The sequence below is a fragment of the Azospirillum sp. genome (genome assembly GCF_035627195.1).
In the GTDB taxonomy this organism is placed as follows: Bacteria; Pseudomonadota; Alphaproteobacteria; order Azospirillales; family Azospirillaceae; genus Azospirillum.
Genome location: NZ_DASPMG010000429.1, coordinates 1 through 24,751 on the forward strand (window position 1 = coordinate 1; position 24,751 = coordinate 24,751).

Annotated in this window: 28 protein-coding genes and 1 tRNA gene; 21 read left to right on the top strand and 8 right to left on the bottom strand. The window is 69.8% G+C overall.

Annotated features, from left to right (window positions below):
* A partial coding sequence (locus VED21_RS36540; RefSeq protein WP_324891033.1) for an NAD-dependent succinate-semialdehyde dehydrogenase occupies positions 1-1,310 on the bottom strand: 1,310 nt, incomplete at its 3' end.
* Positions 1,311-1,486: 176 nt separating this feature from the next.
* Here VED21_RS36540 and VED21_RS36545 point away from each other — a divergent pair.
* The 3 genes from VED21_RS36545 (at position 1,487) to VED21_RS36555 (ending at position 4,261) form a co-directional block, all read left to right on the top strand.
* Positions 1,487-3,106 carry an ATP-binding protein gene (locus VED21_RS36545; protein WP_324891035.1) on the top strand — a complete coding sequence of 540 codons (1,620 nt, stop codon included), beginning with the start codon at positions 1,487-1,489 and terminating at the stop codon, positions 3,104-3,106.
* A 111-nt stretch (positions 3,107-3,217) separates the two neighbouring features.
* Entirely contained in the window at positions 3,218-3,658 is a 441-nt protein-coding gene (locus VED21_RS36550; protein ID WP_324891037.1) for a YybH family protein, read from the top strand.
* Between the two features lie 189 nt (positions 3,659-3,847).
* On the top strand, positions 3,848-4,261 hold the full coding sequence (locus VED21_RS36555; RefSeq protein ID WP_324891039.1) for a hypothetical protein: 414 nt from the start codon (positions 3,848-3,850) through the stop codon (positions 4,259-4,261).
* Positions 4,262-4,264: 3 nt separating this feature from the next.
* Here VED21_RS36555 and panC read toward each other — a convergent pair whose 3' ends face one another.
* The gene (panC, locus tag VED21_RS36560) at positions 4,265-5,119 is read right to left on the bottom strand and encodes a pantoate--beta-alanine ligase (protein WP_324891041.1); all 855 of its coding nucleotides are present in this window, start codon (positions 5,117-5,119) and stop codon (positions 4,265-4,267) included.
* 134 nt (positions 5,120-5,253) lie between these two features.
* Here panC and VED21_RS36565 point away from each other — a divergent pair, with 134 nt between their 5' ends.
* Entirely contained in the window at positions 5,254-5,784 is a 531-nt protein-coding gene (locus tag VED21_RS36565; RefSeq protein WP_324891044.1) for a hypothetical protein, read from the top strand.
* Positions 5,785-5,833: 49 nt separating this feature from the next.
* Here VED21_RS36565 and VED21_RS36570 read toward each other — a convergent pair whose 3' ends face one another.
* Complete coding sequence (locus VED21_RS36570) at positions 5,834-5,998, bottom strand: sugar tyrosine-protein kinase (RefSeq protein ID WP_324891046.1); 165 nt, start codon at positions 5,996-5,998, stop codon at positions 5,834-5,836.
* Positions 5,999-6,244: 246 nt separating this feature from the next.
* Here VED21_RS36570 and VED21_RS36575 point away from each other — a divergent pair, with 246 nt between their 5' ends.
* Genes VED21_RS36575 through VED21_RS36585 form a run of 3 tightly spaced genes read left to right on the top strand, consistent with a single transcriptional unit; the run spans position 6,245 to position 8,017 of the window.
* Entirely contained in the window at positions 6,245-7,252 is a 1,008-nt protein-coding gene (locus VED21_RS36575) for an NUDIX hydrolase (RefSeq protein ID WP_324891048.1), read from the top strand.
* 43 nt (positions 7,253-7,295) lie between these two features.
* Positions 7,296-7,610 (top strand): nucleotidyltransferase domain-containing protein, encoded by a 315-nt coding sequence (locus VED21_RS36580; protein ID WP_324891050.1) that lies wholly within the window; start codon positions 7,296-7,298, stop codon positions 7,608-7,610.
* Entirely contained in the window at positions 7,607-8,017 is a 411-nt protein-coding gene (locus VED21_RS36585; RefSeq protein WP_324891052.1) for a HEPN domain-containing protein, read from the top strand. Before VED21_RS36580 ends, VED21_RS36585 begins: the two co-directional genes overlap by 4 nt.
* A gap of 50 nt (positions 8,018-8,067) precedes the next feature.
* Here the strand turns inward: VED21_RS36585 and VED21_RS36590 are convergent, their stop codons facing one another.
* Complete coding sequence (locus VED21_RS36590; RefSeq protein WP_324891054.1) at positions 8,068-8,472, bottom strand: four-helix bundle copper-binding protein; 405 nt, start codon at positions 8,470-8,472, stop codon at positions 8,068-8,070.
* A gap of 166 nt (positions 8,473-8,638) precedes the next feature.
* Here VED21_RS36590 and nadA point away from each other — a divergent pair, with 166 nt between their 5' ends.
* The 9 genes from nadA (at position 8,639) to phoB (ending at position 17,791) form a co-directional block, all read left to right on the top strand.
* On the top strand, positions 8,639-9,685 hold the full coding sequence (nadA, locus tag VED21_RS36595) for a quinolinate synthase NadA (protein ID WP_324891056.1): 1,047 nt from the start codon (positions 8,639-8,641) through the stop codon (positions 9,683-9,685).
* 12 nt (positions 9,686-9,697) lie between these two features.
* The gene (locus VED21_RS36600) at positions 9,698-11,311 is read left to right on the top strand and encodes an L-aspartate oxidase (RefSeq protein WP_324891058.1); all 1,614 of its coding nucleotides are present in this window, start codon (positions 9,698-9,700) and stop codon (positions 11,309-11,311) included.
* On the top strand, positions 11,296-12,129 hold the full coding sequence (gene nadC, locus VED21_RS36605) for a carboxylating nicotinate-nucleotide diphosphorylase (RefSeq protein ID WP_324891060.1): 834 nt from the start codon (positions 11,296-11,298) through the stop codon (positions 12,127-12,129). The genes VED21_RS36600 and nadC overlap by 16 nt, the downstream gene beginning before the upstream one ends.
* A 231-nt stretch (positions 12,130-12,360) precedes the next feature.
* Positions 12,361-13,419, top strand: coding sequence for a phosphate ABC transporter substrate-binding protein PstS (gene pstS / locus VED21_RS36610; RefSeq protein ID WP_324891062.1), 1,059 nt, complete (start codon positions 12,361-12,363; stop codon positions 13,417-13,419).
* Between the two features lie 88 nt (positions 13,420-13,507).
* Positions 13,508-14,491 (top strand): phosphate ABC transporter permease subunit PstC, encoded by a 984-nt coding sequence (pstC, locus tag VED21_RS36615; protein ID WP_324891064.1) that lies wholly within the window; start codon positions 13,508-13,510, stop codon positions 14,489-14,491.
* Positions 14,492-14,495: 4 nt separating this feature from the next.
* Positions 14,496-15,377, top strand: a complete 882-nt coding sequence (gene pstA / locus VED21_RS36620; RefSeq protein WP_324891065.1) for a phosphate ABC transporter permease PstA — start codon at positions 14,496-14,498, stop codon at positions 15,375-15,377.
* Between the two features lie 2 nt (positions 15,378-15,379).
* The gene (gene pstB / locus VED21_RS36625; RefSeq protein ID WP_324891066.1) at positions 15,380-16,231 is read left to right on the top strand and encodes a phosphate ABC transporter ATP-binding protein PstB; all 852 of its coding nucleotides are present in this window, start codon (positions 15,380-15,382) and stop codon (positions 16,229-16,231) included.
* A gap of 13 nt (positions 16,232-16,244) precedes the next feature.
* On the top strand, positions 16,245-17,021 hold the full coding sequence (phoU, locus tag VED21_RS36630; protein ID WP_324891069.1) for a phosphate signaling complex protein PhoU: 777 nt from the start codon (positions 16,245-16,247) through the stop codon (positions 17,019-17,021).
* 65 nt (positions 17,022-17,086) lie between these two features.
* Positions 17,087-17,791 (top strand): phosphate regulon transcriptional regulator PhoB, encoded by a 705-nt coding sequence (gene phoB, locus VED21_RS36635; protein ID WP_324891087.1) that lies wholly within the window; start codon positions 17,087-17,089, stop codon positions 17,789-17,791.
* Between the two features lie 117 nt (positions 17,792-17,908).
* Here the strand turns inward: phoB and VED21_RS36640 are convergent, their stop codons facing one another.
* Positions 17,909-18,382: a hypothetical protein gene (locus VED21_RS36640; RefSeq protein ID WP_324891071.1), complete on the bottom strand. Its 474-nt coding sequence runs from the start codon at positions 18,380-18,382 to the stop codon at positions 17,909-17,911.
* 335 nt (positions 18,383-18,717) lie between these two features.
* Here VED21_RS36640 and VED21_RS36645 point away from each other — a divergent pair, with 335 nt between their 5' ends.
* Positions 18,718-19,239, top strand: a complete 522-nt coding sequence (locus VED21_RS36645; RefSeq protein ID WP_324891073.1) for a MarR family winged helix-turn-helix transcriptional regulator — start codon at positions 18,718-18,720, stop codon at positions 19,237-19,239.
* A gap of 106 nt (positions 19,240-19,345) precedes the next feature.
* Positions 19,346-20,905 (top strand): calcium-binding protein, encoded by a 1,560-nt coding sequence (locus tag VED21_RS36650; protein WP_324891075.1) that lies wholly within the window; start codon positions 19,346-19,348, stop codon positions 20,903-20,905.
* 64 nt (positions 20,906-20,969) lie between these two features.
* Here the strand turns inward: VED21_RS36650 and VED21_RS36655 are convergent.
* A tRNA-Val gene (locus VED21_RS36655) sits at positions 20,970-21,044 on the bottom strand.
* Positions 21,045-21,189: 145 nt separating this feature from the next.
* Here VED21_RS36655 and VED21_RS36660 point away from each other — a divergent pair.
* From VED21_RS36660 to VED21_RS36670, 3 genes are all read left to right on the top strand, one after another.
* Positions 21,190-22,020, top strand: coding sequence for a DUF3108 domain-containing protein (locus tag VED21_RS36660; RefSeq protein WP_324891077.1), 831 nt, complete (start codon positions 21,190-21,192; stop codon positions 22,018-22,020).
* Between the two features lie 127 nt (positions 22,021-22,147).
* A complete protein-coding gene (locus VED21_RS36665; protein ID WP_324891079.1) occupies positions 22,148-22,549 on the top strand; it encodes a YsnF/AvaK domain-containing protein in 402 nt (133 codons plus the stop codon).
* 47 nt (positions 22,550-22,596) lie between these two features.
* Complete coding sequence (locus tag VED21_RS36670; RefSeq protein WP_324891081.1) at positions 22,597-23,280, top strand: YsnF/AvaK domain-containing protein; 684 nt, start codon at positions 22,597-22,599, stop codon at positions 23,278-23,280.
* Positions 23,281-23,415: 135 nt separating this feature from the next.
* On the opposite strand, the gene VED21_RS36675 is transcribed toward VED21_RS36670, so the two are convergent.
* Both VED21_RS36675 and VED21_RS36680 read right to left on the bottom strand, forming a co-directional pair.
* Complete coding sequence (locus VED21_RS36675) at positions 23,416-24,450, bottom strand: ABC transporter substrate-binding protein (protein ID WP_324891083.1); 1,035 nt, start codon at positions 24,448-24,450, stop codon at positions 23,416-23,418.
* A gap of 30 nt (positions 24,451-24,480) precedes the next feature.
* On the bottom strand, positions 24,481-24,751 hold a 271-nt coding region (locus VED21_RS36680), incomplete at its 5' end, for an ABC transporter permease (RefSeq protein ID WP_324891085.1).

The following is a 24,751-nucleotide window of genomic DNA, read 5'->3' on the forward strand; positions in this document are numbered from 1 at the left end:
CGGCCGATGTCGCGGCTGTAGAAATAGGCGGCGAGGCCGAATTCGGTGTCGTTGGCCATGCGCACCGCCTCCTGCTCCGTCGTGAAGCGGAACAGCGGCGCCACCGGGCCGAACGTCTCCTCCCGCGCCACCTTCATCGCCGGCGTCACGTCGGCCAGGATGGTCGGCTCGAAGAAGCTGCCGCCCAGTTCGTGCCGCTTGCCACCCGCCACGACCCGCGCCCCCTTCGACACGGCGTCCCGGATGTGGTCCTCCACCTTCTCCACCGCGCTCATGTCGATCAGCGGGCCCTGCTGCGCGCCCTCGGTCGTCAGGCCGGGGCCGACCTTCAGCGCCCGCACGGCGGCGGCCAGCTTTTCGGCGAAGGCGTCGTAGACGCCGTCCTGCACCAGCAGCCGGTTGGCGCACACGCAGGTCTGCCCGGTGTTGCGGTATTTCGACGCCATGGCCCCGGCCACCGCCGCGTCCAGGTTGGCGTCGTCGAAGACGACGAAGGGCGCGTTGCCGCCCAGCTCCAGCGACACCTTCTTCACCGTCCCGGCGCACTGCGCCATAAGCTGCTTGCCGATCTCGGTGGAGCCGGTGAAGGATAGCTTGCGCACCGTGGGGTTCGACGTCATCTCGCCGCCGATGGCGCCGGCCGATCCGGTGACCACCGCCAGGATGCCGGCGGGGATGCCCGCACGCTCCGCCAGCACGCACATGGCGAGTGCGGAGAACGGCGTGGCCGTGGCCGGCTTGATCACCATCGGGCAGCCGGCGGCCAGTGCCGGCCCGGCCTTGCGGGTGATCATGGCGGCCGGGAAGTTCCACGGCGTGATGGCGGCGGTGACGCCGATCGGTTCCTTCACCACAACGATGCGGCGTCCCGGCAGGTGCTGCGGGATGGTGTCGCCGTACAGGCGCTTGCCCTCCTCCGCGAACCACTCGATGAAGGAGGCGGCGTAGGCCACCTCGCCGCGCGCCTCGGCCAGCGGCTTGCCCTGCTCCGCCGTCATGATGCGGGCGAGGTCCTCCTGGTTGGCCATCATCAGGTCGTGCCAGGTGCGCAGGACCTTGGCGCGCTCCTTGGCGGTCTTGGCCCGCCACGCCGGCCAGGCGCGGTCGGCCGCCGCGATGGCGCGGCGCGTCTCCGCCGCCCCCATCAGCGGCACGGTGCCCAGCACGGCGCCGCCGGCGGGGTCGGTCACCTCCACCGTGCGGCCGTCGTCGGCGTCCACCCACTGGCCGTCGACGTACCCCTGGAAGCGCAGCAGCGCCGGGTCCTTCAGTCCGAGCCGGTTGGCGGTCTCGACGGAATCATAAGGCATGGTGTCCTCCCTCTCCGTTCGTGGTCGTTCGCCCAGGAAGATAGGCAGCGGATCCGTCCCGGCGACCGCCGGCTGCGAAGCCCCTTGCGCCGCCGTGCCCATTGGCCATACGAAAGAGGTAGATCCGCGATTTCACAGCACGGCCGCACAGCGGTCAGGCGTTCTCGGGAGGAACGATGGCGATGGCCCCGGAAGCGGCTCACGACGGGGGGCAGGACGGCGAGCGGGCGCGCGCCATCCAGCAGGCCATCTTCGACAACGCCAGCCACCTGATCATCGCCACCGACGAGGCCGGCACCATCATCGACGTCAACCCGGCGGCCGAGCGGGCGCTGGGCTACGCGCGCCTCGATCTGGTCGGCAAGACCACCCCCATCGTCATCCACGACCGCGACGAGGTGGTCGCCGAGGCCGCGCGCCTGAGCGCCGAACTCGGCGAGCCCGTGGCGCCCGGTTTCGACACGTTTGTGGCGCTCGCCCGGCGTGGCCAGCCGGTGGAGCGCGAATGGACGTACATCCGCAAGGACGGCACCCGTTTCCCGGTGCTGCTGGCCGTCACCGCGCTGCCGGGCCGCAACGGCCAGCCGATCGGTTTCGTCGGCATCTCCACCGACCTGACCGAGCGCAAGGCGCATGAGCGCGCGGTGATCGAGACGCAGGCCGCCGTACTGGCCCGCCGTAAGGCGGAGAGCGACAGCCACGCCAAGACGCACTTCCTCGCCGCCGCCAGCCACGACCTGCGCCAGCCGCTTCAGTCGGCGCTGCTGTTCGCCAGCGCGCTGGCCCCGCACGTCACCAGCGAGCGCGGCGCCTCCATGGTCAGCAGCCTGGAGAAGAGCCTGAACGCGTTGCGCTCCCTGCTCGACCGGCTGCTGGACATCTCCAAGCTCGACGCCGGGGAGGTGACGCCGCGCGTCGGCCCCCTGCCCGCCTCGCGCCTGTTCGACGAGCTGAACGACGCCTACGCCCCACGCGCCGCCGCCCGCGGCCTGGGCTGGCGTGTCTCCGCCGTGCCCGCCACGCTGCGCAGCGACCCTGAACTGCTGGGCCGTATCCTGCGCAACCTGATCGAGAACGCGCTGCGCTACACCGAGCAGGGAAGCGTGGCCCTGGAGGCGCAGGTGGAGGGGGCGTACCTGGTGGTCGACGTCAGCGACACCGGCCCCGGCATCGCGCCGGAGCACCAGGAGGCCATCTTCCGCGAGTTCCACCGGCTCCAGCGTCCGGACAGCGGCGGCGAGCGGGGACTGGGGCTCGGCCTCGCCATCGTGCGGCGGCTGGCGACCCTCCTCGGCCACCCGCTGGCGTTGCATTCGCGCGTCGGCCAAGGGTCGGTGTTCACCGTCCGCGTGCCGCTGAACGAGGTGCCGGCCCCGGCCGACGCCGCCCCGGCCGACAGGGACGAGCCCGACGGCGGCGGCAGCGCCGTCCTGGTGATCGAGGACGACGCGCTGGTGCGCGCCGCCCTGGTCGCCATGATCCGGCAATGGGGCTACGACCCGCACGAGGCGGCTTCCTGGCCGGAGGCGCTGGCGTGGCTGGACGCGACCGCCCGCCCGCCGGAGGTGGTCGTCACCGACTACCACCTGCCGGACGGCGCCACCGGCATCGGCGTGCTGAAGGCGCTGGCCGCCCGGCCGGGCCCGGTTCCGCGCGGCATCCTGCTGACCGGCGAGACCGCCGCGAGCCTCCTGCGCGAGGCGCAGGCGCTGGGCTGCACGGTCCTGCACAAGCCGATCATGCCGGCGGCGCTGCACCGCGCGCTGACCGGCGAGGACGCGGTCGCGACGGTTTGAGGGGCCATCCTCCGCAACAAAGGGCGGAGGATCTGGACCGCACACCATCCTGCCATATGTGTGAACAGGCGGGACACCGCACGTCCCGCTCCATGTCATGGGAGGTGTGAGATGAAGACGGTCCGCAATGCAAGCGTGCTGTTCCTTCTTGCCGCTTTTGCTCCGGTGCCCGCGGCGCACGCCCAAGACTTCAAGTCCACTGTCCAGTCCGCCGCCTCAAAGTGGGATGAGGCCTTCAACAAAGGGGACGCGGCGCAGCTTTCAAAGATGTATGGCTCCAAGGCGGCGCTGCTGCCGCCGGGCGGCGCGGCCGTGACCGGCGATTCGAACATCCAGCAGTTCTGGACGACGACCGTCGGCAAGGGGTTCGGCCAGCACAAGGTCACCGTACAGCAGGCCGAGACGAAGGGCGACATGGGCTACGCCTACGGCCGCTGGCAGGCCACCGGCCCCGGCGAGGGCGGCGGCAAGAAGCAGTACGAAGGCAACTGGTCCAACGTTCTGGAGCGCCAGGGCAACGAATGGAAGACCGTGCTGCACGCGTGGAACTAATGCGGCCGGCCTGAACCGCAAACGCCTGGGGTGAGGCGACCACCATCACTCGGAGGAGCGGACCACCCGCGTGTTTCGTCTGCTCCTCCATCGCGCCCAACCTGCCATGCCTTCGCAGCCGGCCACGCTTTCACATTGAAACGCCCCATTGCTCGGGGCATCCTTGCGGCCATTCGGTGGGAGGTGGTCATGGCGGTGGTGTACGTCGCGCGCAGCGCGGCGCTGTCGAAATGGGCGTCCGACGTGGGCCTGGGCAAGCACGTCTACAAGGTGGGCGTGGCCGAGGACGCCGCGGGCGCCAAGGCGGCGATCGCCGCCGTCTGGGCCGGCACCGCCGACTGGAAGCCGGTCGCCCAGCAGGACGCCGACGTGAGCGAAGAGGACGTGCTGGCCCGCCTGTCGGCGCGCGAGAAGCCGGTCGATCCGAACTACTACCCGCACCTCAAGGGTGCCACGGGCATCTTCCGCGTGCCGCCGGGCAAGGTGGCGAACAGCCTGCTGCTCGCCCGCTCCCTCGAGGCCGGCCCGGACGAGCCCCTGGGCGAAATCAAGGCCAAGCCCAAGGACTTCGCCGAGTACCTGCTGCGCCACGGCGTGGGATAGGGTTTACCCCCTCACCACCGGCACGTTGTCGATCAGCCGCGCCTTTCCCATCCAGGCGGCGGCGAGCAGGCGCGCGGGGCGCTCCACCCGCTCCACGGGGGCCAGCGTGTCGGCGTCGCGCAATTCCACGTAGTCGATAGAGCGGAAGCCGGCCGCGGCGATGCGCGCCTTCACCTGCTCCAGCACCGCGCCGGCCGCCATGCCGGCGGCCAGCTCCGCCGCGGCACCACTCAGCGCGCGGTGCAGTTCCGGGGCACGGGCGCGCTCATCGGCGCTGAGGTAGGCGTTGCGCGAGGACAGGGCGAGGCCATCCGCCTCGCGCACGGTCGGCACGCCCTCCACCCGCACGGGGATGTCGAGATCGCGGGTGAAGCGGCGGATGACCTGGAGCTGCTGGTAGTCCTTGTCGCCGAACAGCGCCACGTCGGGCAGCGCCTGTAGGAACAGCTTGGTCACCACCAGCGCCACGCCGCCGAACATCTGCGGGCGGAAGGCGCCGCACAGCCCCTCCGCCGGGCCGCCGACGCTGATCGCCGTGGCGAAGCCCTCCGGGTACATCTCGGCCACCGAGGGGGCATAGAGCAGGCCGCAGCCGTGTTGCGCCAGCTTGGCGGCATCGCCCGATTCGTCGCGCGGGTAACGGTCGAAATCCTCGTGCGGGGCGAACTGTGTGGGGTTCACGAAGACGCTGGCGACCACGTGGTCGGCCATCCGGCGCCCCTGCTCCACCAGCGCCATGTGCCCGGCGTGCAGCGCCCCCATGGTAGGGACGAGGGCCACGGTCTCGCCGGCGCGGCGCCACGCGCCGACCTGGGCGCGCAGGTCGGCGACGGTGCGCACGATGGGAAGGGGGGCCATGGCTCGCGTCCTCTGCTCAGGTTCCGGTTGCGCGCTGGGATAATGGCTGGACACCCCCTTTGTCCAGCATCGGACGACGCACACCGTGGCGCATGCCGCTTGACGGGGGACGGTTGCGCAACCGATGGTGGGGCATGCTCCAGGATCTCCCCACCCGATTCCGCGCCGATTGCGGCCGCTGCCAGGCGCTGTGCTGCGTGGCGCTCAACCTGAAGCCGGAAAACGGCTTTCCCGAGCCCAAGCCGCCCGGCACGCCGTGCAAACACATCGACACCCGCCGTATGAAATGCGGCATCTGGAAGGAGCGGGAGGCGCACGGTTTCACCGGCTGCGCACCCTACGACTGCTTCGGCGCCGGGCAACTGGTGTCGAAGGTGATGACCAAGCGCGGGATGAAGTGGCCGAAGCTGGATCCCGCCACGGCGGACCGCTGCTACGACGACATGCGCCGGCTGATGCGGATCCACGTCATGCTGGCCTACCTGCACGCGGGCGAGGTGGAGGATCCGTCGCTGCTCGCCAACCTGGAGGCGATCGTCGAGAGCTACACGCGGACCGGCTTCCTGCCGCCGCCGGATCAGGTCATCCGCATGCTGATGATGCACAACGCCAGCGTGATCGCGATCTTCAAGGCCGCCGGCGGCGGGATCATCCCGCAGGACTGAGCCCCCAAAAACAAAGGAAGGCGCCCGAAGGCGCCTCCCGGACCGCGCCTCAGCGGTAGAGGGTGAGGCGGAACAGCCAGGCCAGGTTGGCCCAGGCCAGCAGCGTCGCCAGCAGGACGGTGAACTGCGGAGCCGCGACGATGGAGCCGATCAGGATCGCCAGAACGATGACGAGCAGCACCAGGGCCTTCAGGGTGACGCCGATATCTTCCATTTTCTCTCGAACTTTCCTGCGCTGAGGGGGGCGGCCGGGAGCCCCGAAGTTGGCCGAAGGGCGCCCCGAATGCGGTCCGAAGGCGCGCGGCCTTATACCGCAGCGCACGATGCCCGACAACACCGCCGGGCGTATGAATTGATCCACCTCAATCGCCGCGCGCCGATTTTCGTATGCACCCGCGCTGGCGGCGCCTGCCCGCCGCGACTATGTTCGCGTCACCCGTGCGGCGGTGGGGGAATTGGCGTGACGGTGAACGTGCAGCTCGGCTTGACGGCCGTCATCGTGGCGGTGGCGGGGGCCACCCCGCGCCTCGTGGTCGTGCGCAGCGGCTTCGAGATCCCGGAGAGCCACCGCACCGGCGCCGAGCCGCCGCCGCACCGCGACGCGCTGCCCGGCGCCGCCTTCGAGCCGGAGCGCTGGCGCACCCTGCAGGAAGGCGTGCGCGCCGTGGCGGAAGGGCTGTCGGGCCTGACGCTGCGCTACGTGGAGCAGCTCTACACCTTCGGCGACCGCTTCCGCGACCCGCACGAACTGTTCGGCGGCCCGCGCTCGATGACCGTCGGCTATCTGGCGCTGGTGCGCGACGACCCCCTGGGCGGCGACGCGGAGGCCGAGTGGCGCGACCTGTACGACCACTTCCCGTGGGAGGACTGGCGCGACGAGCGCCCCGCCCTGCTCGACACCGTCATCCTGCCGGCCCTGGACCGCTGGGTCCGCACCGGCGAGGACGAGGCGGCCCGCGTGCGCCGACGCGAGCGCGTTCAGATGGCCTTCGGCACCGACGACTGGGACGCCGAACGCGTGCTGGACCGCTACGAGCTGCTGTACGAGGCCGGGCTGGTGGTGGAGGCGCACCGCGACCGCCAGCTCGAATCGCTGGCCGGCGCCGAGGACGGCCGGCCGCCGCTGCGCGAGATGCCGCGCGCGCTGGGCCGCCCGATGGCGCGCGACGGCCGGCGCGTCGCCGCCACCGCGCTGGCGCGGTTGCGCGGCAAGCTGAAGTACCGCCCCATCGTCTTCGAACTGCTGCCGCCCACCTTCACGCTGCACCAGCTCCAGCAGGTGGTGGAGGCGCTGTCGGGGGCGCGGCTGCACAAGCAGAACTTCCGCCGCCTCATGCTGACCGCCGGCTTGGTCGAGCCGACCGGCGCGTTCGAAAGCCAGACCGGCGGCCGCCCGGCCGAACTCTACCGCTTCCGCCGCCAAGCCATCCACGAACGCACCAGCGCGCGGGCGATCCCGGAGGCGTAGGGGGCGCTCTATCCGACATGCGGTTTTGTGATAGATTCCCGATATGGCCTCCTCCGATCCGGTTCTGACCCGCTTCCGCGCCGCCCTTCACCAGGCGTACGGCGACCGCATCGAGCGCATCGTCCTGTTCGGGTCGCGCGCGCGGGGCGATGCGCGGCCGGACTCCGACTACGACGTGGCCGTGTTCCTGACGGATCTCGCCGACCGCTGGGAAGAGTCGGATCGCATTGCCGCTATTGCGGCCGACGTGATGGACGAAACCGGCGCCTTCATCCACGCCATGCCCTATCGTGCCGGATCCTATCGGGAGCGCACGCCGCTCATGCGCGAGGTCCGGCGGGAGGGGCTGGATCTGTGACGCCGGAAGCCGCCGGCTATCTCGAAAAGGCGCGCCGCTGCCTCGGCTATGCCCACGTCAATCTCAACGTCGGGCTCGGCAACGACGCTGGCCGCAATGCCTATCTTGCCGCGTTCCACGCCGCACAGGCAGTAATCTTCGAGCAAACGGGGAAAGCGGCCAAGACACACCAGGGTGTTCACACCGAGTTCAGCCGCTTGATGCGAACGGAACCCAGCATCGAGCAGGATCTCCGGCGTTTCCTGACACAGGCCTACAATTTGAAGGCCGTGGCCGACTATGAGATGGGAGAAGACTCGGTGGTACCGCTGGAGCGCGCTGCAACAGCGGTCCAAAGCGCTGAACGTTTTGTCGACTGCATGATGCGGCTGCTCTCCGAAACAGGCGGATTGGATTTGCAGCGCTGAAGGGAGCGCGAGCGGGACGGCATCCTCGACACGCCGCCCCGCCGTTCCGATCAGTGCCGCATGCTCTGCAGGGCCTTCTGGCAGGATTCCTCGCAGCTGCGGCATTCCTCGGCGCAGATGCGGCAGTGGTCGTGCATCTGGGCGTGGCGCTCGCATTCCTCCGCGCACAGGCGACAGGCGGTGCCGCAGGCCTCCAGCATGGCGCGGATGACCTGCTCGTTGGAACCGCTGCGGCGGGTGGCGACGGCGCCGGTGGCGGCGCAGACGTCGGCGCAGTCCATGTTCAGGCGGATGCACTGCACCAGATCGGACACCTTGGCCTCGCCCAGGCAAGCGTCGGCGCAGGTCGTGCAGGTCTGGGCGCAGTCGTAGCATTCCTCGATGCAGCGGATCAGCGCATCGTTCGTGTTGCCGCGGACGTGCGGGTGGGTGCTGATCATCTCCCTGGCATGCATGGCTCAATCTCCTTGAATGGGTTGAGCGGGCGCCGGCACCGGCGCCCTCCCCCACACCAACCGGCGTGAGGGCGAATGGTTCGGAAGAAAGGCCGGTTGACTCACCTCGCGTCGGTGTTATGCTCTATACGAGCAATATGCCTTTCACTCACAGCGAGCATATTCCATGGACACGCTGCTGCGCGAGCCCCAGAGCCTTGATCCGGCCGCCCTCGCCTACACGCCCGAGGTCGCCGAGGCCACCAAGCCGGTGTACGAGCGCGTCAAGCGCGTGATCCCGGAGATCGAGTGGCCGTTCCACGCCCCCATCATCCACGCCATCGACCGGCTGAAGCGGGAGCGCAACGCCGTCGTCCTGGCGCACAATTACCAGACGCCGGAGATCTTCCACGGCGCGGCTGACATCGTCGGCGACAGTCTGGCGCTGGCCCGGCAGGCGGCGGAGACGGACGCCGACGTCATCGTCGTGGCCGGCGTGCACTTCATGGCCGAGACGGCCAAGCTGATGAACCCGTCCAAGACGGTGCTGATCCCCGACGCCGCGGCCGGCTGCTCGCTGGCGGAATCCATCACGGCTGCGGACGTGCGGCTGCTGCGCCAGAAATACCCCGGCGTGCCGATCGTCGCCTACGTCAACACCTCGGCCGACGTGAAGGCGGAGGTGGACATCTGCTGCACCTCCGGCAACGCGGTGGAGGTGGTGGAATCGCTGGGCGTGCCGCGCGTCATCATGCTGCCCGACGAATATCTGGCAAAGCACGTCGCCTCCCAGACCTCGGTCGAGGTGATCGCCTGGAAGGGCCATTGCGAGGTGCACGAGCGCTTCACCGGCGCCGAGATCGCGGAGTTCCGCAGCCGCTTCGACAACCTCGTCGTCATCGCCCATCCGGAATGCCCGCCGGACGTGCTGGCCGCCGCCGATTTCGTCGGCTCCACCGCGCACATGATCGACATGGTGGCGAAGAACCGCCCGCCGCGCGTCTTCATGGTCACCGAATGCTCGATGAGCGACAACATCGCCGCCTCGCTGCCCGACGTGGAGTTCGTCCGCCCCTGCAACCTGTGCCCGCACATGAAGCGGATCACCCTGGCGAACATCCTCACCGCGCTGCAAACGCTGGAGCCGCGCGTGGAGATCCCGGCCGAGCTCGCCGACCGCGCCCGCCGGTCGGTGGAGCGCATGCTGGCCGTCAAGCCGAAACCCCGTGCGTAGGGGGGAACCGCCATGCTCACGGTCCGTGATTCCGAGGTGCTGGTCGTCGGCTCCGGCCTCGCCGGGCTGACGGTGGCGCTGAAACTGGCGCCCCGCCCGGTCACGCTGCTGACCAAGACCGCCGACCTGCCCGGCGGCTCCAGCCTGCACGCGCAGGGCGGCATCGCCGCCGCACTCGGGCAGGGCGACGCCCCGGCTCACCACGCCGCCGACACGGTGGCGGCCGGCGCCGGCTTCGTCGACGCCGCCGTGGCCGACCTCCTGGCGGCGGAGGGGGCGGAGCGCGTGGCCGAGCTGCTGGCCGACGGTCTGCCCTTCGACCGCGCGTCCGACGGCTCGCCCGTGCTGGGGCGGGAGGCGGCGCACGGCCACGCCCGCATCGTGCACGCCGGTGGCGACGCCACCGGCCGCACCCTGGTCACCGCTCTGGCGGAGCGCGTGCGCGCCACCCCGTACATCACCGTGGAGCCGGAGGCCTTCGCCGTCGACCTCGTGGTGCGCCACGGGCGCGCCTGCGGCCTGCTGGCCCGACACCCCGAGGGCTGGGTGTTCCACCGCTGCCCGCGCGTGGTGCTCGCCACCGGCGGCGTCGGCACCGCGTACCTGCGCACCACCAACCCGGCCGAGGCCACCGGCGACGGGCTGGCGCTCGCCGCCCGCGCCGGGGCGCGGCTCGCCGATGTGGAGTTCGTGCAGTTCCACCCGACCGCGCTGGCCGTGGACGCGGGCGACGGCCCGGCACCGTTAATGACCGAGGCGTTGCGCGGAGCCGGGGCCGTCCTGCTCGACCGGCACGGCCACCGCTTCATGGTGGCGGAGCATCCGCTGGCCGAACTGGCGCCGCGCGACGTGGTGGCGCGCGCCATCGGCCGCCGCGTCGCGGCGGGGGAGTCGGTGTTCCTCGACCTGCGCCCGGCGCTGGCCGCCAAGCCGGACGGCTTCCCCACCGTGCTGGGCCTGTGCGGGCAAGCCGGCCTGCACCCGTGGACGGAGCCGGTGCCGGTAGCCCCGGCCGCGCACTACCACATGGGCGGCGTGTGGACCGACGCGCATGGGCGCACCAGCGTCGACGGGCTGTGGGCCTGCGGCGAGGTGGCGTGCACCGGCGTGCACGGCGCCAATCGCCTCGCCAGCAACTCGCTGCTGGAAACGCTGGTGTTCGGCGCCCGCGTGGCGCGCGACGTGACGGTCCGGCGCGCCGCCGTGCCGCCACCCTTTGCGCTGCCGGAACCGCCGCCCGTTCCGGGTGCCGGGGCGGCCGGGCTGATCGGCATGCTGGTCGCCGCTGCCCGCCGCGGCCTTTACGAAAGCGCCGGGCTGGTGCGCGACGGCGCCGGGCTGCGCACGGCGGCGCACCGGCTGGCCCGCCTGGACGCCGACCTCGCCGCCCTGCCCGGCAGCCATGCCGACGCGGACGCCGTGCGCCGCTGGGGCGAGGCGCGCAACCTGCTGCTGGTCGGCCGGCTGATCGTCCACGCGGCCCTGGCCCGCGAAGAGAGCCGGGGCGCCCACTTCCGCACCGACTTCCCCCAGGCGGACCCCGCCGCCCGCCGCACCATTCTCACCCGCGACGCGCTGGACGGCATGGCCGCCGCGCCTGGAGACGCCGCATGCCTAGTCCTCTGATCTACGAGCCCATCGTCCGCGCCGCCCTGCTGGAGGACCTCGGGCGGGCGGGCGACCTGACGACCGATTCGATCGTTCCCGCCGACGCCACCGCCACCGCCCGCATCGTCGCCCGCAAGGAGGGGCGCGTGGCCGGGCTGGAGGCGGCGCTGTCCGCCTTCCGCATCCTCGACCCCGCCATGGCGATCGCGGTGGAAGCGCCCGATGGCCACGACGTGGCGGCCGGCGGCACCATCGCCACGTTGCGCGGCACGGCGCGCGCCCTGCTGACCGGCGAGCGCACGGCGCTGAACCTGCTGGGCAAGCTGTCGGGCATCGCCACCTCGACCCGCGCGCTGGTCCGGGCGGTGGAGGGGACGAACGCCCGCATTGTCTGCACCCGAAAGACCACGCCGGGCCTGCGCGCGCTGGAGAAGCACGCGGTGCGCCTGGGCGGCGGGGCGAACCACCGCTTCGGCCTCGATGACGCGGTGCTCATCAAGGACAACCACATCGCCATCGCCGGCGGCATCCGCCCGGCCGTGGAGCGCGCCCGCACCGCCATCGGCCACATGGTGAAGGTGGAGGTGGAGGTGGACACGCTGGACCAGCTCCAGGAACTGCTGGACCTGCGCGTGGACGCCGTCCTGCTCGACAACATGGACCCGCCGACGCTGGCCCGCGCCGTGGCCCTGGTGGACGGCCGGATGGTGACGGAGGCGTCGGGCAACGTGACGCTGGCCACCGTGCGGCCGATCGCCGAGGCCGGCGTGGACATGATCTCGGTCGGCTGGATCACCCACAGCGCACCCAACCTGGACATCGGGCTGGACGTCTGAAGACGCAAGGAACGTTGGGTTTTCGCTGCGCTCAACCCAACCTACGACGGCGCCGTAGGTTGGGTTGAGGCGTCAGCCGCAAAAACCCAACGGCACTCCCTGCCCGCCCCGCCGTCAATTTCATAAAACCGTCATTGAACCGCAACGTTCGCGTCTTCCAGCACCGCTACGGTCCCCCTCGCCTGCTCAGTCGCATTTTTGTCGCGCACATTCGCGAGGGAGAGACCCACCGTGCTGACCCTGACCAAAGCCATCCTGCGTGGCGCCACCATCGGCGCCGTCGGCCTGATCGCCGTTTCCGCCAACGCCGCCGACATCTCGGGCGCCGGCGCCACCTTCCCCTACCCGATCTATTCGAAGTGGGCGGACGCCTACAAGAAGGAGACCGGCGTCGGCCTGAACTACCAGTCGATCGGCTCGGGCGGCGGCATCAAGCAGATCAAGGCCAAGACCGTCACCTTCGGCGCCTCCGACATGCCGCTGAAGCCGGAGGAGCTGGACAGCGCGGGCCTGCTGCAGTTCCCGATGATCATGGGCGGCGTCGTCCCGGTCACCAACCTCAAGGGCATCAAGCCGGGCGAGATCAAGCTCAACGGCACCGTCCTCGCCAACATCTACATGGGCGAGGTGACGAAGTGGAACGATGAGCAGATCAAGGCGCTGAACCCCGGCGTCAACCTGCCGAACACCGCCATCGCGCCGGTCTACCGCTCCGACGGGTCAGGCACGAACTTCCTGTTCACCGACTACCTGTCGAAGACCAGCCCGAAGTTCAAGACGCTGATCGGCGCGAACACCTCCGTCCAGTGGCCGGCCGGCATCGGCGCCAAGGGCAACGAGGGCGTGGCCAACATGGTCAAGCAGACCGAAGGCTCCATCGGCTACGTCGAGTACGCCTACGCCAAGCAGAACGGCATCCCGTTCCTGGCGATGCAGAACAAGGACGGCAAGTTCGTCGAGCCGAAGATCACCGCTTTCCAGGCCGCCGCCGCCAACGCCGACTGGGCCGGTTCGAAGGGCTACTACGTCCTGCTGACCGACCAGCCGGGTGCCGAGAGCTGGCCGATCACCGGCGCCAGCTTCATCCTGATGTACAAGCAGCCGCAGGATGCCGCCGCCGCCGCCGAGGCGCTGAAGTTCTTCGCCTGGGCCTATGAGAAGGGCGACAAGCTCGCGTCCGATCTGGACTACGTCCCGATGCCGCCGGCCGTCGTGAAGATGGTCGAGAAGACCTGGGGCGAGAGCATCAAGGCCGGCGACAAGCCGGTGTGGACCGCGTCGGCCCAGTAATCCGCCACCCACGTCCGTGGTCGACCGGATGGAGAAGGGAAGCTCGATGGCTCCGTCGAGCTTCCCACCCCCACTCAGCGGAGCCGACATGACCGAACTCGCCGTCAGCAGCGTGACCGACCGCATCGCCGTCCAGGGCCACGCCCGCCGCCAGCGTCTCCAGGACGCGGCCTTCCATTACGCCACGATGTTCTTTGCCGTGGCCGTCCTCGTCATCCTCGGCGGGGTCATCCTCGCCCTGGTGGAGGGAGCCATGCCGGCGCTCTCCGCCTTCGGCCTGTCCTTCGTGGCGACCGAGGTGTGGAACCCGGTGACCGACAAGTTCGGCGCGCTGGCGCCGATCTACGGCACCCTCGTCACGTCGGCCATCGCCATGGCCGTCGGTGTGCCCGTGAGCTTCGGCATCGCCCTCTTCATCACCGAAATCTGCCCGGCCTGGCTTAAGCGCCCCCTGGGCGTCGCCATCGAACTGCTGGCCGGCATCCCGTCGATCATCTACGGCATCTGGGGCCTGTTCGTCTTCGCCCCCTTCATGCAGTCGACGGTGCAGCCCTTCCTGATCGCCACGCTGGGCAACGTCCCCGGCATCTCCGGCCTGTTCCAGGGGCCGCCGTACGGCATCGGCGTGCTCACCGCCGGCTTCATCCTGGGCATCATGGTTCTGCCCTTCATCACGTCCATCACCCGCGACGTGTTCGAAACGGTGCCGCCGATGCTGAAGGAATCCGCCTACGGCGTGGGCGCCACCACGTGGGAGGTGGTGTGGAAGGTGGTGCTGCCCTACACCCGCGTGGGCGTGGTGGGCGGCGTCATGCTGGGCCTGGGCCGCGCGCTGGGCGAGACGATGGCCGTCACCTTCGTGATCGGCAACTCGCACCGCATCGCGCATTCGCTGCTCGCCCCCGGCACCACCATCTCGGCCGCCATCGCCAACGAGTTCACGGAGGCGGTGGGCGACATCTACACCTCCTCGCTCGTCGCACTCGGCCTCATCCTCTTCGTCATCACCTTCAGCGTGCTGGCGGTCGCCAAGATCATGCTGCTGCGCCTGCAACAGAAGGCGGGGACCTGACGCCATGACCGACACGACCCTGGGAACCCCCAACGGCTTCAACCACGGCCTCTACGCCCGCCGCCGCCTGACCAACCGGGTGGCGCTGACCCTGGCGCTGGGTGCCGCCGGCTTCGGCCTGTTCTGGCTGGTCGCCATCCTGTGGACGCTGCTGACCAACGGCCTGGGCGCCATCAGCCCGCGCCTGTTCACCGAGATGACGCCGCCGCCGGGCAGCGACGGCGGCCTGCTGAACGCCATCTACGGCAGCCTGATCATGACCGGCGTCGCCACCGCGGTGGGCACGCCGGTGGGCGTGATGGCCGGCACGTGGCTGGCCGAATACGGCAAGCACACCAAGCTGGCCGAGGTCATCCGCTTCATCAACGACATCCTGCTCAGCGCCCCGTCCATCATCGTCGGCCTCTTCATGTACGAGGTGATGGTGATCCACATGGGCCACTTCTCGGCCTGGGCGGGCGCCATGGCGCTGGCGGTGATCGTCGTCCCCGTCGTCGTGCGCACGACCGAGGACATGCTGAACCTCGTCCCCGGCAGCCTGCGCGAGGCGGCGGCGGCGCTGGGCGCCCCGCGCTGGAAGGTGATCACCATGGTCGCCTACCGCGCCGCCCGCAACGGCATGATCACCGGCGTGCTGCTGGCCATCGCCCGCATCAGCGGCGAGACCGCGCCGCTGCTCTTCACCGCGCTGAACAACCAGTTCTGGAGCAGCGACATGAACGCGCCGATGGCGAACCTGCCGGTCGTCATCTTCCAGTTCGCCATGTCGCCGTACGAGGACTGGCAGCGGCTCGCCTGGGGCGGGGCGCTGCTGATCACGCTGTCCATCCTGACGCTCAACGTCGTCGCCCGACTCCTCGCCTCCCTCAGCACGAGCCGCCAATGACCATGACCGAACCGAGCCCCCGGGCCGCTGGCCGCGCCGATGGCCGCGCAGACGTCCGCATCGACTTCCAGCGCAACGGCGCCGCCCACACCACCGGGCTGACCGAGAAGGTCAGCGTGCGCAACCTCGACTTCTATTACGGGGACTACCGGGCGCTGAAGGACATCTCGCTGCCGCTGTACGACCGGCGCGTGACCGCCTTCATCGGCCCGTCGGGCTGCGGCAAGTCCACGCTGCTGCGCATCCTGAACCGCATCTACGACCTCTACCCCAAGCAGCGCGCCACCGGCGAGGTGCTGCTGGACGGCGAGAACATCCTGTCTCCCAAGCAGGACCTGAACCTGCTGCGCGCGCGCATCGGCATGGTGTTCCAGAAGCCGACGCCCTTCCCCATGTCGATCTACGACAACATCGCCTTCGGCGTGCGCCTCTACGAAAAGCTGTCCAAGGCCGAGATGGACGAGCGGGTGGAGTTCGCGCTGCGCCGCGCCGCCTTGTGGGAGGAGGTGAAGGACAAGCTGAAGCAGTCCGGCCTCAGCCTGTCGGGCGGCCAGCAGCAGCGCCTGTGCATCGCCCGCGCCATCGCGGTGAAGCCGTCCGTCCTGCTGCTGGACGAGCCCACCTCGGCGCTCGACCCCATCTCCACCTCCAAGTGCGAGGAACTGGTGGACGAGCTGAAGTCGGACTACTGCATCGCCATCGTCACCCACAACATGCAGCAGGCCGCGCGCGTCAGCGACTACACGGCCTTCATGTACCTGGGCGAGCTGGTCGAGTACGGCCCGACGGAGGACATCTTCACCGCCCCGGCCAACAAGAAGACCGAGGAATACATCACCGGCCGCTTCGGCTGAGCGAGGCCCCGTCATGCCCGTCACCCCCGAGCACACGGTGCGCTCCTATTCGCTGGAACTGGAGCGCCTGTCCAACCTGCTGACCCAGATGGGCGGCGTGGCCGAGGCGCAGGTGAAGGCGGCCGTCGCCGCCGTCGCCCGCCGCGACGCCACGCTGGCCGCCCAGGTGATGCAGGCCGACCAGCGCCTGGACGACTACGAGCGCGCCATCGACGGCGAGGCGATCCGCCTGCTGGCCCTGCGCCAGCCGATGGCGAGCGACCTGCGCGAGATCGTCTCGGCCCTCAAGGTCTCCGCCGACCTGGAACGCATCGGCGACTACGCCGCCAACATCGCCAAGCGCTCGCTGGCGCTGGCGCAGGTCCCGGCGGTGCGCCCGGCCGCCGCCATCCCGCGCATGGGCCGGCTGGTCGAGGAGATGCTGAAGGACGTCATCGACGCCTACATCGAGCGCGACGTCGACAAGGCCATCGCCGTGCGCGAGCGCGACGAGGACCTGGACGGGCTGTACACCAGCCTGTTCCGCGAGGTGCTGACCGACATGATGGAGGACCCGCGCACCATCACGCCGTGCACGCACCTGCTGTTCATGGCGAAGAACCTGGAGCGCATCGGCGACCACGCCACCAACGTCGCCGAGACCATCCACTTCCTGGTGCGCGGCCACGCCCTGGCCGGCGATCGGCAGAAGGGCGACTCCAGCAGCTTCGCCATCGTCACGCCGGATGCCGTGACGCCGGACGCCGTCGCACCGGCCCCCCTCCCCTCCGCCGAGGGAGCCGGCGCATGAACGCCACCATGCCCCTGCCGAAGCCCCCGTCCCGCGAGAGCCACTCCCGTGAGTCCGGTGCGAGCATGAACCCCGCCCTCAAGCCCCTGATCCTGATCGTCGAGGACGAGGCCGACCTTGTCACGCTGCTGCGCTACAACCTGGAGAAGGAAGGCTTCCGCACCGTCGTCGCCGGCGACGGGGAGGAGGCGCTGCTGCTGGCGACCGAACGCGTGCCGAACCTGATCCTGCTGGACTGGATGCTGCCGCTGATGTCCGGGCTGGAGGTGTGCCGGCAGCTGCGCCGCGGCGCCAAGACCCGCGACATTCCCATCATCATGGTCACCGCGCGGGGCGAGGAGGCGGACCGCGTGCGCGGCCTGAACTCCGGCGCCGACGACTACATCACCAAGCCCTTCTCGCCGACCGAACTGACGGCCCGCATGCGCGCCGTGCTGCGCCGCGCGGCGCCCGGCACGTCGGATGAACTGCTGCAGTTCGGCGACGTAGTCATGGACCTCGCCGGCCACCGCGTGCGCCGCCAGGGCCGCGACGTGCACCTGGGACCGACCGAGTTCCGCCTGCTGCGCCACTTCATGCAGCACCCCGGCCGCGTCTTCTCGCGCGAGCAGCTGCTGGACATCGTCTGGGGCCACGACGTGTACGTCGAGCCGCGCACCGTGGACGTGCACATCCGCCGCCTGCGCAAGGCGCTGAACGGCGACACCGAGGCGGACGTCATCCGCACGGTGCGCTCGGCGGGATACGCGCTGGATTCGCGGGTGGATTGAGGAGCGTTAAGCGTTGGGTTTTCGGCTTCGGCCTCAACCCAACCTACTGGCCGTTCCCGTAGGTTGGCCCGTAGGTTGGGTTGAGCGCCAGCGAAAACCCAACGTCGACACCCGACATCAACGCGCCGTCATCGCCCCCAGCGCCTCGGCCGCCTCCGGCACGCCCTCGGCGGCCGCGAGGCGCAGCCAGTGGGCGGCGGCCGCCTCGTCGCGCGGCACGCCGCGCCCTTCCAGCAGCGCCATGCCCCAGTGGTAGCGCGCCAGCGACGCGTAGCCGGCGGGGTCGCGCATGGACGCCGCGCGCTCCATCAGCGCGGCCGAGGCCTCCAGGCTCTTCGGCACGCCCTGCCCGTTCTCGTGCAGCATCGCCATCCAGATCATCGACCAGACGTTCCCCTGGGCGATGCAGTCCTCCAGGATCGTGATGGCCGAGGGGTGGTCGCCGGTCTTGTCGGCGTAGTACGCCATCTGGCAGGCGAAGGGATGCTCCCGCCGGTCCGCGTAGCCGTGGTAGCTGAGATCGTCGGCCAGCGCGGGGCCGGCGGCCAGAACGGCCGGAAGCACCGCCGCCATCCGGGAAAACGCGCGCATCTCCACTCCTCCACCGCCAGGGACGGCAGGAAATGTAGCGCGCGGCGCCATCCCGGAAAACGGCGGCTCCGTCAGATCACGTTGAACAGGTACAAAAGTATGATGACCGGGATCGGAATCCCGACCAGCCAGAGCAGTGCACCGCGCATGTCGCTCTCCTTCGTTCGGTAACACCGTGGGGATCGCCCCCGAGCAAGTTAGGAACGCACAGCAATAGCAAAAGTTGCTTTCACCGCGGACTCACTCTTTTTTAACGGTGTTATGCCCCTAGTGGTGCCATACACCGCTGGCGATCCGGTCGCGCCGCGGTTCTTCGGCATGGCGGGGGTCGCAGCATGGCGCGCATCTACGAGATCCACGGCGGGCGCAGCGGCGCGGCGGAGAAGCCGGCCTCCCCGCAGACCTACCTGGAGGTCGCGCGCCTGGTGGAGCGCATGCACCGCCGCTTCCTGGACGTGCTGCGCATCGAGCTGAACCGCATGGACATCAACGACATCACCCCGGCGCAGGTGATGATCATGCTGAACATGGGCGAGGGCGAGATCAACGTCCGCGACCTGATGACCCGCGGCTACTACATCGGCTCCAACGCATCGTACAACCTGAAGCAGCTGGTCGACGGCGGCTACGTCCTGCGCACCGCCTCGCAGCGCGACAAGCGCGCCGCCAGCCTGCGGTTGTCGCCCAAGGGGTCCGAACTGGCCGGCCGCCTGCGCGAGACGGTGGCGGCGCTGGCCGGCTCCCTGCTGACCGGCGAGGCCGAGCGGCAGACGCTGGACGCCACGCACCAGATGCTGCGCCGGATGGAGCGGCAGTGGTCCAGCTTCATCGAGGACGAGGACACCGACCTCCTCTAAACAGCCCGTGCGCCGGACCGTGGCGCAGCTCACAGCCCCGGCCTCCGCCCTTCGCCACACTGCCTCCTGAATGCCCCCAATCCGGGGCTGGCATACGGAGGCTCTCATGGCATTCACCGTCAACAACTGGACCGTCACCCGCCTGGGCGAGGAGGCGGCCGACCCTGTCGTCGGCACCAACGCGGCGACCACCGCCACCACCGTGGCCCTGTCGCCGAAATTCGTGGACACGGCACCGGTCACCTACGTCTTCAAGGATAACATCCCGAACGACGAGAAGGCGAACGACCTCCGCTTCGACCTCGACCTGCGGATCAACAACGCATCCGACTTCGGGTTCGGCGGCCTCACGGTCGACACGCTCACCATGGGTACGGCCTTCTACCCCGGCAACAGCTCCCACCCCGCCCTGGCGCACTTCCACCCGGCCTCCGGCACGCCGCCGGCGCAGGTCTTCGCGCACAGCGGCTACAACACCGGAACGGGCAAGAGCACCGGCACCGACCTCAACGGCGCCACCCACGTCTACCTGACCGACAAGGGGCAGGCCTGGGGGCCGGAGGCGAGTTGGTCGGCGGCCAAGGTGCACCACTGGGACGGCCAGTTCGCGCTGATCACCACGCCCGTCCCCCTGGGCGACCACGGCGGCATGATGGCCGGGCTCAACGGCGGTCCGCACTTCACCTGGAAAGGCGTGTGGGAGGCCACCAAGGACGCCGAGTCCTTCACCGACGAGGCCGGCGACGTGCTGGCCTACGGCAAGGCCGGCGACAACCTGATGTCGGGCGGCTACGGCCGCGACGGCCTTGTGGGCGGGTCCGGCAACGACACGCTGAACGGCGACCAGGACGGCGATTTCCTGTGGGGCCAGACCGGTGACGACAGCCTGTACGGCGGCGACGGCGACGACTGCCTTGACGCCGGTCCCGGCGCGGACACGCTCAACGGCGGCGGCGGCAACGACTGGATGGCCGGCGGGGCCGGCAACGACCAGTACGTCGTCGACGCCCAGTACGACCACGTCGTCGAGGCCTACGACGGCGGCTACGACCGCGTGGACTGCAAGATCATGGACTATTCCATGACCAATGGGATCGAGGAGGTGACGCTCGGCCACTCCGTCGGACTGACCGTGAACGGCAACGAGACGTCCAACCTGATCACCGGCAACGGCTTCGACAACCAGTTCTACGCCCTGTCCGGCGACGACACGCTGGTGGGCGGCGACGGCAACGACCTGCTGGACGGCGGATTCGGCAACGATCTGCTGAAGGGACAGGCCGGCGAGGACACGCTGGACGGCGGCGGCGAGAAGGACGTTCTGCGCGGCGGCGGCGGCAAGGACCAGCTGACCGGCGGCGGCGACGCCGACCGATTCGACTTCGATACCATCCAGGAGGCCGGCAAGGGTGCGGACGGCGACACCGTCACCGACTTCTCGCACGCCCAGGGCGATCGCATCGACCTGTCGGGCATCGACGCCAAGGCCGGCGCGGGCAACGATTCGTTCTCGTTCATCGGCACGGACGCGTTCGGCGCCGCCGCCGGCCAGCTGCGCTGGACGGGCAACGCGGTGGAAGGCGACGTGAACGGCGACGGCACGGCGGACTTCACCATCCACGTCACCGGCGTCTCCGCCATGGCGGCGGACGACTTCATCCTGTGACGACGGCGGGCGGATAAAGGAAAAGGGCCGGACGATCGCTCGTCCGGCCCTTTCGAATTTGGGATGGTGGGCGCAGTAGGGATTGAACCTACGACCCCACCCGTGTGAAGGGTGTGCTCTCCCGCTGAGCTATGCGCCCATCCCATGGAGCCGTTGGGCTCCGGAGCTCGCCCGCGGCGTGTCGTCCGCGGTGGACGGGTTTCTAAAGGCCCGCCTTCCCGATGTCAAGCGCCGGAAATGCTCCATATAATCAAAAAATTCGAACCCCCCGCCGGAGGCCCGCCGTGACCGTCCCCCGCACCCGCCTGCTCGCCGCCTGCCTGCTGGCCGCACCGCTGCTGGCCACGGCCCTGCCGGCCCGGGCCGAGCGGCTGCGCCTGGACTACCGCGTGCACGTGGGCGGCATGACGGTGATGGAGGTGCAGGCCCTGCTGTCGCTGACCGGCGACCGCTATGCCATCGAGATGAAGGGCGCCACCCAGGGCATGCTGGGCCGCATCATCTCGTGGACGACGCAGTCCAGCACGGTGGGCGCCATCACGCCGGGCGGGCCGCAGCCGTCGCGCTATCAGGTGGAAAGCGCCTGGCGGGGCGAGCCGCGCAACGTGCGCATGGACTACGACGGCAAGGGCGGGCTGAACGTGGCCGCCGACCCCACGCCGCAGGCCGAAGGGCGCGAGACGGTGCCTGATTCGATGCGGCGTGGCAGCACCGACCCGCTGAGCGCGCACCTGGGCGTGCTGCTCGCCGCCGGGCGTGGCGAGGGCTGCGCGCGGACGGTGCCGGTGTACGACGGGCGCCGCCGCTACGACCTGACGTTCAGCGATGCCGGGCAGGAGGCGCTGGCCGCGTCCCGCTATTCCGTGTTCGCCGGCATGACGCGCCACTGCCGGGTGCAGAGCCGCACGCTGGCCGGCCGCAAGCTGTCGGAGGGCACCGGCTTCTGGCAGCGCGGCAGCGACGAGGAGCGCCCGCCGCTCGACGTCTGGATCGCCCCGCTGCGCCCCGGCGGGCCGGTGCTGCCCGTACGGCTGGAAACGGACAGCACCTTCGGCGGCGTGCTCGTCCACCTCGCCGCCGTCACTGTCCTGCCGGAGACGGCGGAGAAGCCCTGATAGGCCTTTCCGCCATCCCCTTCCCGCCACCTCTTTTTGCGCCGCAGAAGATTGATGCTGCACTGCGGAACCCCACCCGCGAGGCCCTGTTGGGAGTGATGAGACAGGGACGAACGGGAGAGAGCCGATGGACGGCGAGCAGTATCTCGCGCAGGTGAGCCTTCCGATCGTGGAAGAGACCGTCAGCGTCCGGAAAAGGAAGCGGATCAGCAGCAAGGTCAGGGTCCGGACGCGCGTGATCGAGAGTGCGCGCACCGTCGACGAGCCCCTGGTTTGCGAGACGGTGGACGTCGAGCGGCTGCCCGTCGACCGGTGGGTCGAAGGTCCCGTCCCTGTCCGCCAGGAGGGCGACACCACCATCATCTCCGTCATGGAGGAGGTCGTGGTGGTGGAGAAGCGCTGGAAGGTGGTTGAGGAGATCCGCCTGACCAAGCGCGAGGCCATCCGGCACCAGCCGCAGCAGGTGACCGTGCGGCGCACCGAGGCAACCGTGGAACGCCTGAGCCCGGACGCCGACGGCCCCGCCTGACGCGGGCGACCATCTCCACCCATCAGCAGCGAACAGAGGCTGGAACCATGACGATCGTCATCGGGGTATACGACGACTCTGCCAAGATCGACCCGGTGCGCAAGGCGCTGGGCAAGCTGGGGTGCCGTGGCGAGGCCATCGCGGTACACCAGAACGCCGGGGACGCCGACGCGCTGGAGGATCTCGGCTTCGACCAGGACGAGATCGACGAGTTGCGCGCCGAGTTGGAGGAGGGGCGGATCGTGATCACCGCGCGGGTGTCCGACGAGATGGCCGACCAGGCCGTCGCCGTGCTGCGCGACCACGGCGCCCTGCCCGCCGAAGAGGAACGGGGACAGTCCGACACGACCGAACGGCAAACCCTGCGGGAGGTCGAGGAGGAGGTTTCCATTGGCAAGCGGGCGGTCACGCGGGGCGTTCGCGTGCGCACCAACGTGGTCGAGCAGCCCGTGCGCGAGACCGTGTCGCTGCGTCAGGAGAAGGTGAAGGTCGAGCACCGCGACCGCGACGAGGAACTCAGCCCCGAGGAGGCGGAAAAGGCGCTGAAGCCCGAGGTGGTCGAGATGCAGGAAACCGTCGAGGAGGCCGAGGTCAGCAAGGCCGCCCGCCTGATCGGCGAGGTGAACGTCTCCAAGACGGTGGAGACCCGCAAGGAGACCATCAACGAAACCGCCCGCCGCACGGAAGCGGAGGTCGAGCGCACCGAGGGGCGCGAGAAGACCCGGCGCTGAGAACGCTGCTGCCCCCTCCCTAACCCTCCCCCGCCCAGGGCGGTGGAGGGGACTGCCGCCGCTCTCTACCCTCCACCGCAACGCGGGGGAGGGTGGCTGAGCGTCGGCGAAGCCGGGAGGGGGCACGCCGTCGTGTTACTTCGGCACACCCATGTGACCCTGGACGAACGACAGGTCCAGGATGGTCTTGGCGTCCAGCGCCTTGTCCACCTGCCCTTCCGACTGCCAGAACTTCACCTGGTTGTGGATGTCGTTCACCAGAAGCCGCCCCTGCGGGTCGATGTAGGGCAGGCCGGCGGCGACGATCTCCGGCTTCTGCTTGGTGGCTTCGGCGACGATGCCCAGCAGCTCGTCGTAGCCCGGACCCTTCACCGGCTGGCCGGAGGCGTCGCGGGTGTTGAAGGCGGCGTGGTACTCGGCCGTGGCGCGCTGGTAGGCGCGGATGAACTTCTCCACCGTCGCCCGGCGGTCCGACACCATCTTCGGGCTGGTGAACAGCGCGCCCAGCTGCCACGGCGTCTCGTCGCCGACCCAGCCGATGATCTTGCCGGCCCCGTCGGACGCAACCTGCCGCGCCACGGTCACCGGGGCGATCATGGCGTCCACCTGCCCGCCCTTGAAGGCGGCGACCATCTTCGGCACGTCCTGCAGCGGCACCATGGTCACGTCCTTGACCGAGAAGCCGTACTTCTGCCCCAACAGGCCGATCATGTAGTGGAAGGTCGAGCCCACCGTGGTGATGGCGATTCGCCTGCCCTTCAGGTCGGCCGGCTTGTCCAGGCCCGTGGCGGCGTTGCCGGCCACGTAGGCGCTGAGCTGGAAGCCCGGCTCGTCGCGGCTCTGCGCCGCGATCATGGTGATGGCGCCCTTGGATGCCAGATTGTAGAAGCCCGCCGTCAGTCCGGTGACGCCGAAGTCCACGTCGCCCGACGCCACAGCCACCGGCACCTGCTGGGCGGAGGTGAGGATCTTCAGCTCCGCGTCCAGCCCTTCCTTCTCGAAATAGCCCTTGGCCTTGGCGATGTAGATCGGCGCCGAGGACGACAGCGCCAGCACGCCGACCGACGTTTTCTCCAGCCCCTGCGCCAGCGCCGGGCCGGCTGCCGCCAGCACCGCGCCGCCGATGGCCGCGAGCACCGCCCGCCGGCCGAACATCCACCCCTTCCGCACGTTCCCCTCCCTTGTCGTTGAAAGAAATCCCTACCGCCAGCGCAGCAGGCGCCGTTCCAGCACCGTCAGCACCGTGCCGATGGCCAGCCCCAGCACCGACAGCATCAGCACGCCGGCCAGCAGCTGGTCGGTCAGCATCAGGTTGCCGGCACTCAGCACGAAGGCGCCGATGCCGTATTCGGCCCCGATCATCTCTGCCGCCACCACCAGGATCAGCGCGATCGACGCGGTGATGCGGAACCCCGCCAGTATGCCCGGCAGGGCGCCGGGCAGCACGATCCGCAGCACGATGCGCGGCCAC

Coding starts and splice junctions, on each gene's coding strand:
- VED21_RS36545 (WP_324891035.1), top strand. CDS start 1,487: ATGGCGATGGCCCCGGAAGCGGCTCACGACGGGGGGCAGGACGGCGAG.
- VED21_RS36550 (WP_324891037.1), top strand. CDS start 3,218: ATGAAGACGGTCCGCAATGCAAGCGTGCTGTTCCTTCTTGCCGCTTTT.
- VED21_RS36555 (WP_324891039.1), top strand. CDS start 3,848: ATGGCGGTGGTGTACGTCGCGCGCAGCGCGGCGCTGTCGAAATGGGCG.
- panC (WP_324891041.1), bottom strand. CDS start 5,119: ATGGCCCCCCTTCCCATCGTGCGCACCGTCGCCGACCTGCGCGCCCAG.
- VED21_RS36565 (WP_324891044.1), top strand. CDS start 5,254: ATGCTCCAGGATCTCCCCACCCGATTCCGCGCCGATTGCGGCCGCTGC.
- VED21_RS36570 (WP_324891046.1), bottom strand. CDS start 5,998: ATGGAAGATATCGGCGTCACCCTGAAGGCCCTGGTGCTGCTCGTCATC.
- VED21_RS36580 (WP_324891050.1), top strand. CDS start 7,296: ATGGCCTCCTCCGATCCGGTTCTGACCCGCTTCCGCGCCGCCCTTCAC.
- VED21_RS36590 (WP_324891054.1), bottom strand. CDS start 8,472: ATGCATGCCAGGGAGATGATCAGCACCCACCCGCACGTCCGCGGCAAC.
- nadA (WP_324891056.1), top strand. CDS start 8,639: ATGGACACGCTGCTGCGCGAGCCCCAGAGCCTTGATCCGGCCGCCCTC.
- VED21_RS36600 (WP_324891058.1), top strand. CDS start 9,698: ATGCTCACGGTCCGTGATTCCGAGGTGCTGGTCGTCGGCTCCGGCCTC.
- nadC (WP_324891060.1), top strand. CDS start 11,296: ATGCCTAGTCCTCTGATCTACGAGCCCATCGTCCGCGCCGCCCTGCTG.
- pstC (WP_324891064.1), top strand. CDS start 13,508: ATGACCGAACTCGCCGTCAGCAGCGTGACCGACCGCATCGCCGTCCAG.
- pstA (WP_324891065.1), top strand. CDS start 14,496: ATGACCGACACGACCCTGGGAACCCCCAACGGCTTCAACCACGGCCTC.
- pstB (WP_324891066.1), top strand. CDS start 15,380: ATGACCGAACCGAGCCCCCGGGCCGCTGGCCGCGCCGATGGCCGCGCA.
- phoU (WP_324891069.1), top strand. CDS start 16,245: ATGCCCGTCACCCCCGAGCACACGGTGCGCTCCTATTCGCTGGAACTG.
- phoB (WP_324891087.1), top strand. CDS start 17,087: ATGAACCCCGCCCTCAAGCCCCTGATCCTGATCGTCGAGGACGAGGCC.
- VED21_RS36640 (WP_324891071.1), bottom strand. CDS start 18,382: ATGCGCGCGTTTTCCCGGATGGCGGCGGTGCTTCCGGCCGTTCTGGCC.
- VED21_RS36645 (WP_324891073.1), top strand. CDS start 18,718: ATGGCGCGCATCTACGAGATCCACGGCGGGCGCAGCGGCGCGGCGGAG.
- VED21_RS36650 (WP_324891075.1), top strand. CDS start 19,346: ATGGCATTCACCGTCAACAACTGGACCGTCACCCGCCTGGGCGAGGAG.
- VED21_RS36665 (WP_324891079.1), top strand. CDS start 22,148: ATGGACGGCGAGCAGTATCTCGCGCAGGTGAGCCTTCCGATCGTGGAA.
- VED21_RS36670 (WP_324891081.1), top strand. CDS start 22,597: ATGACGATCGTCATCGGGGTATACGACGACTCTGCCAAGATCGACCCG.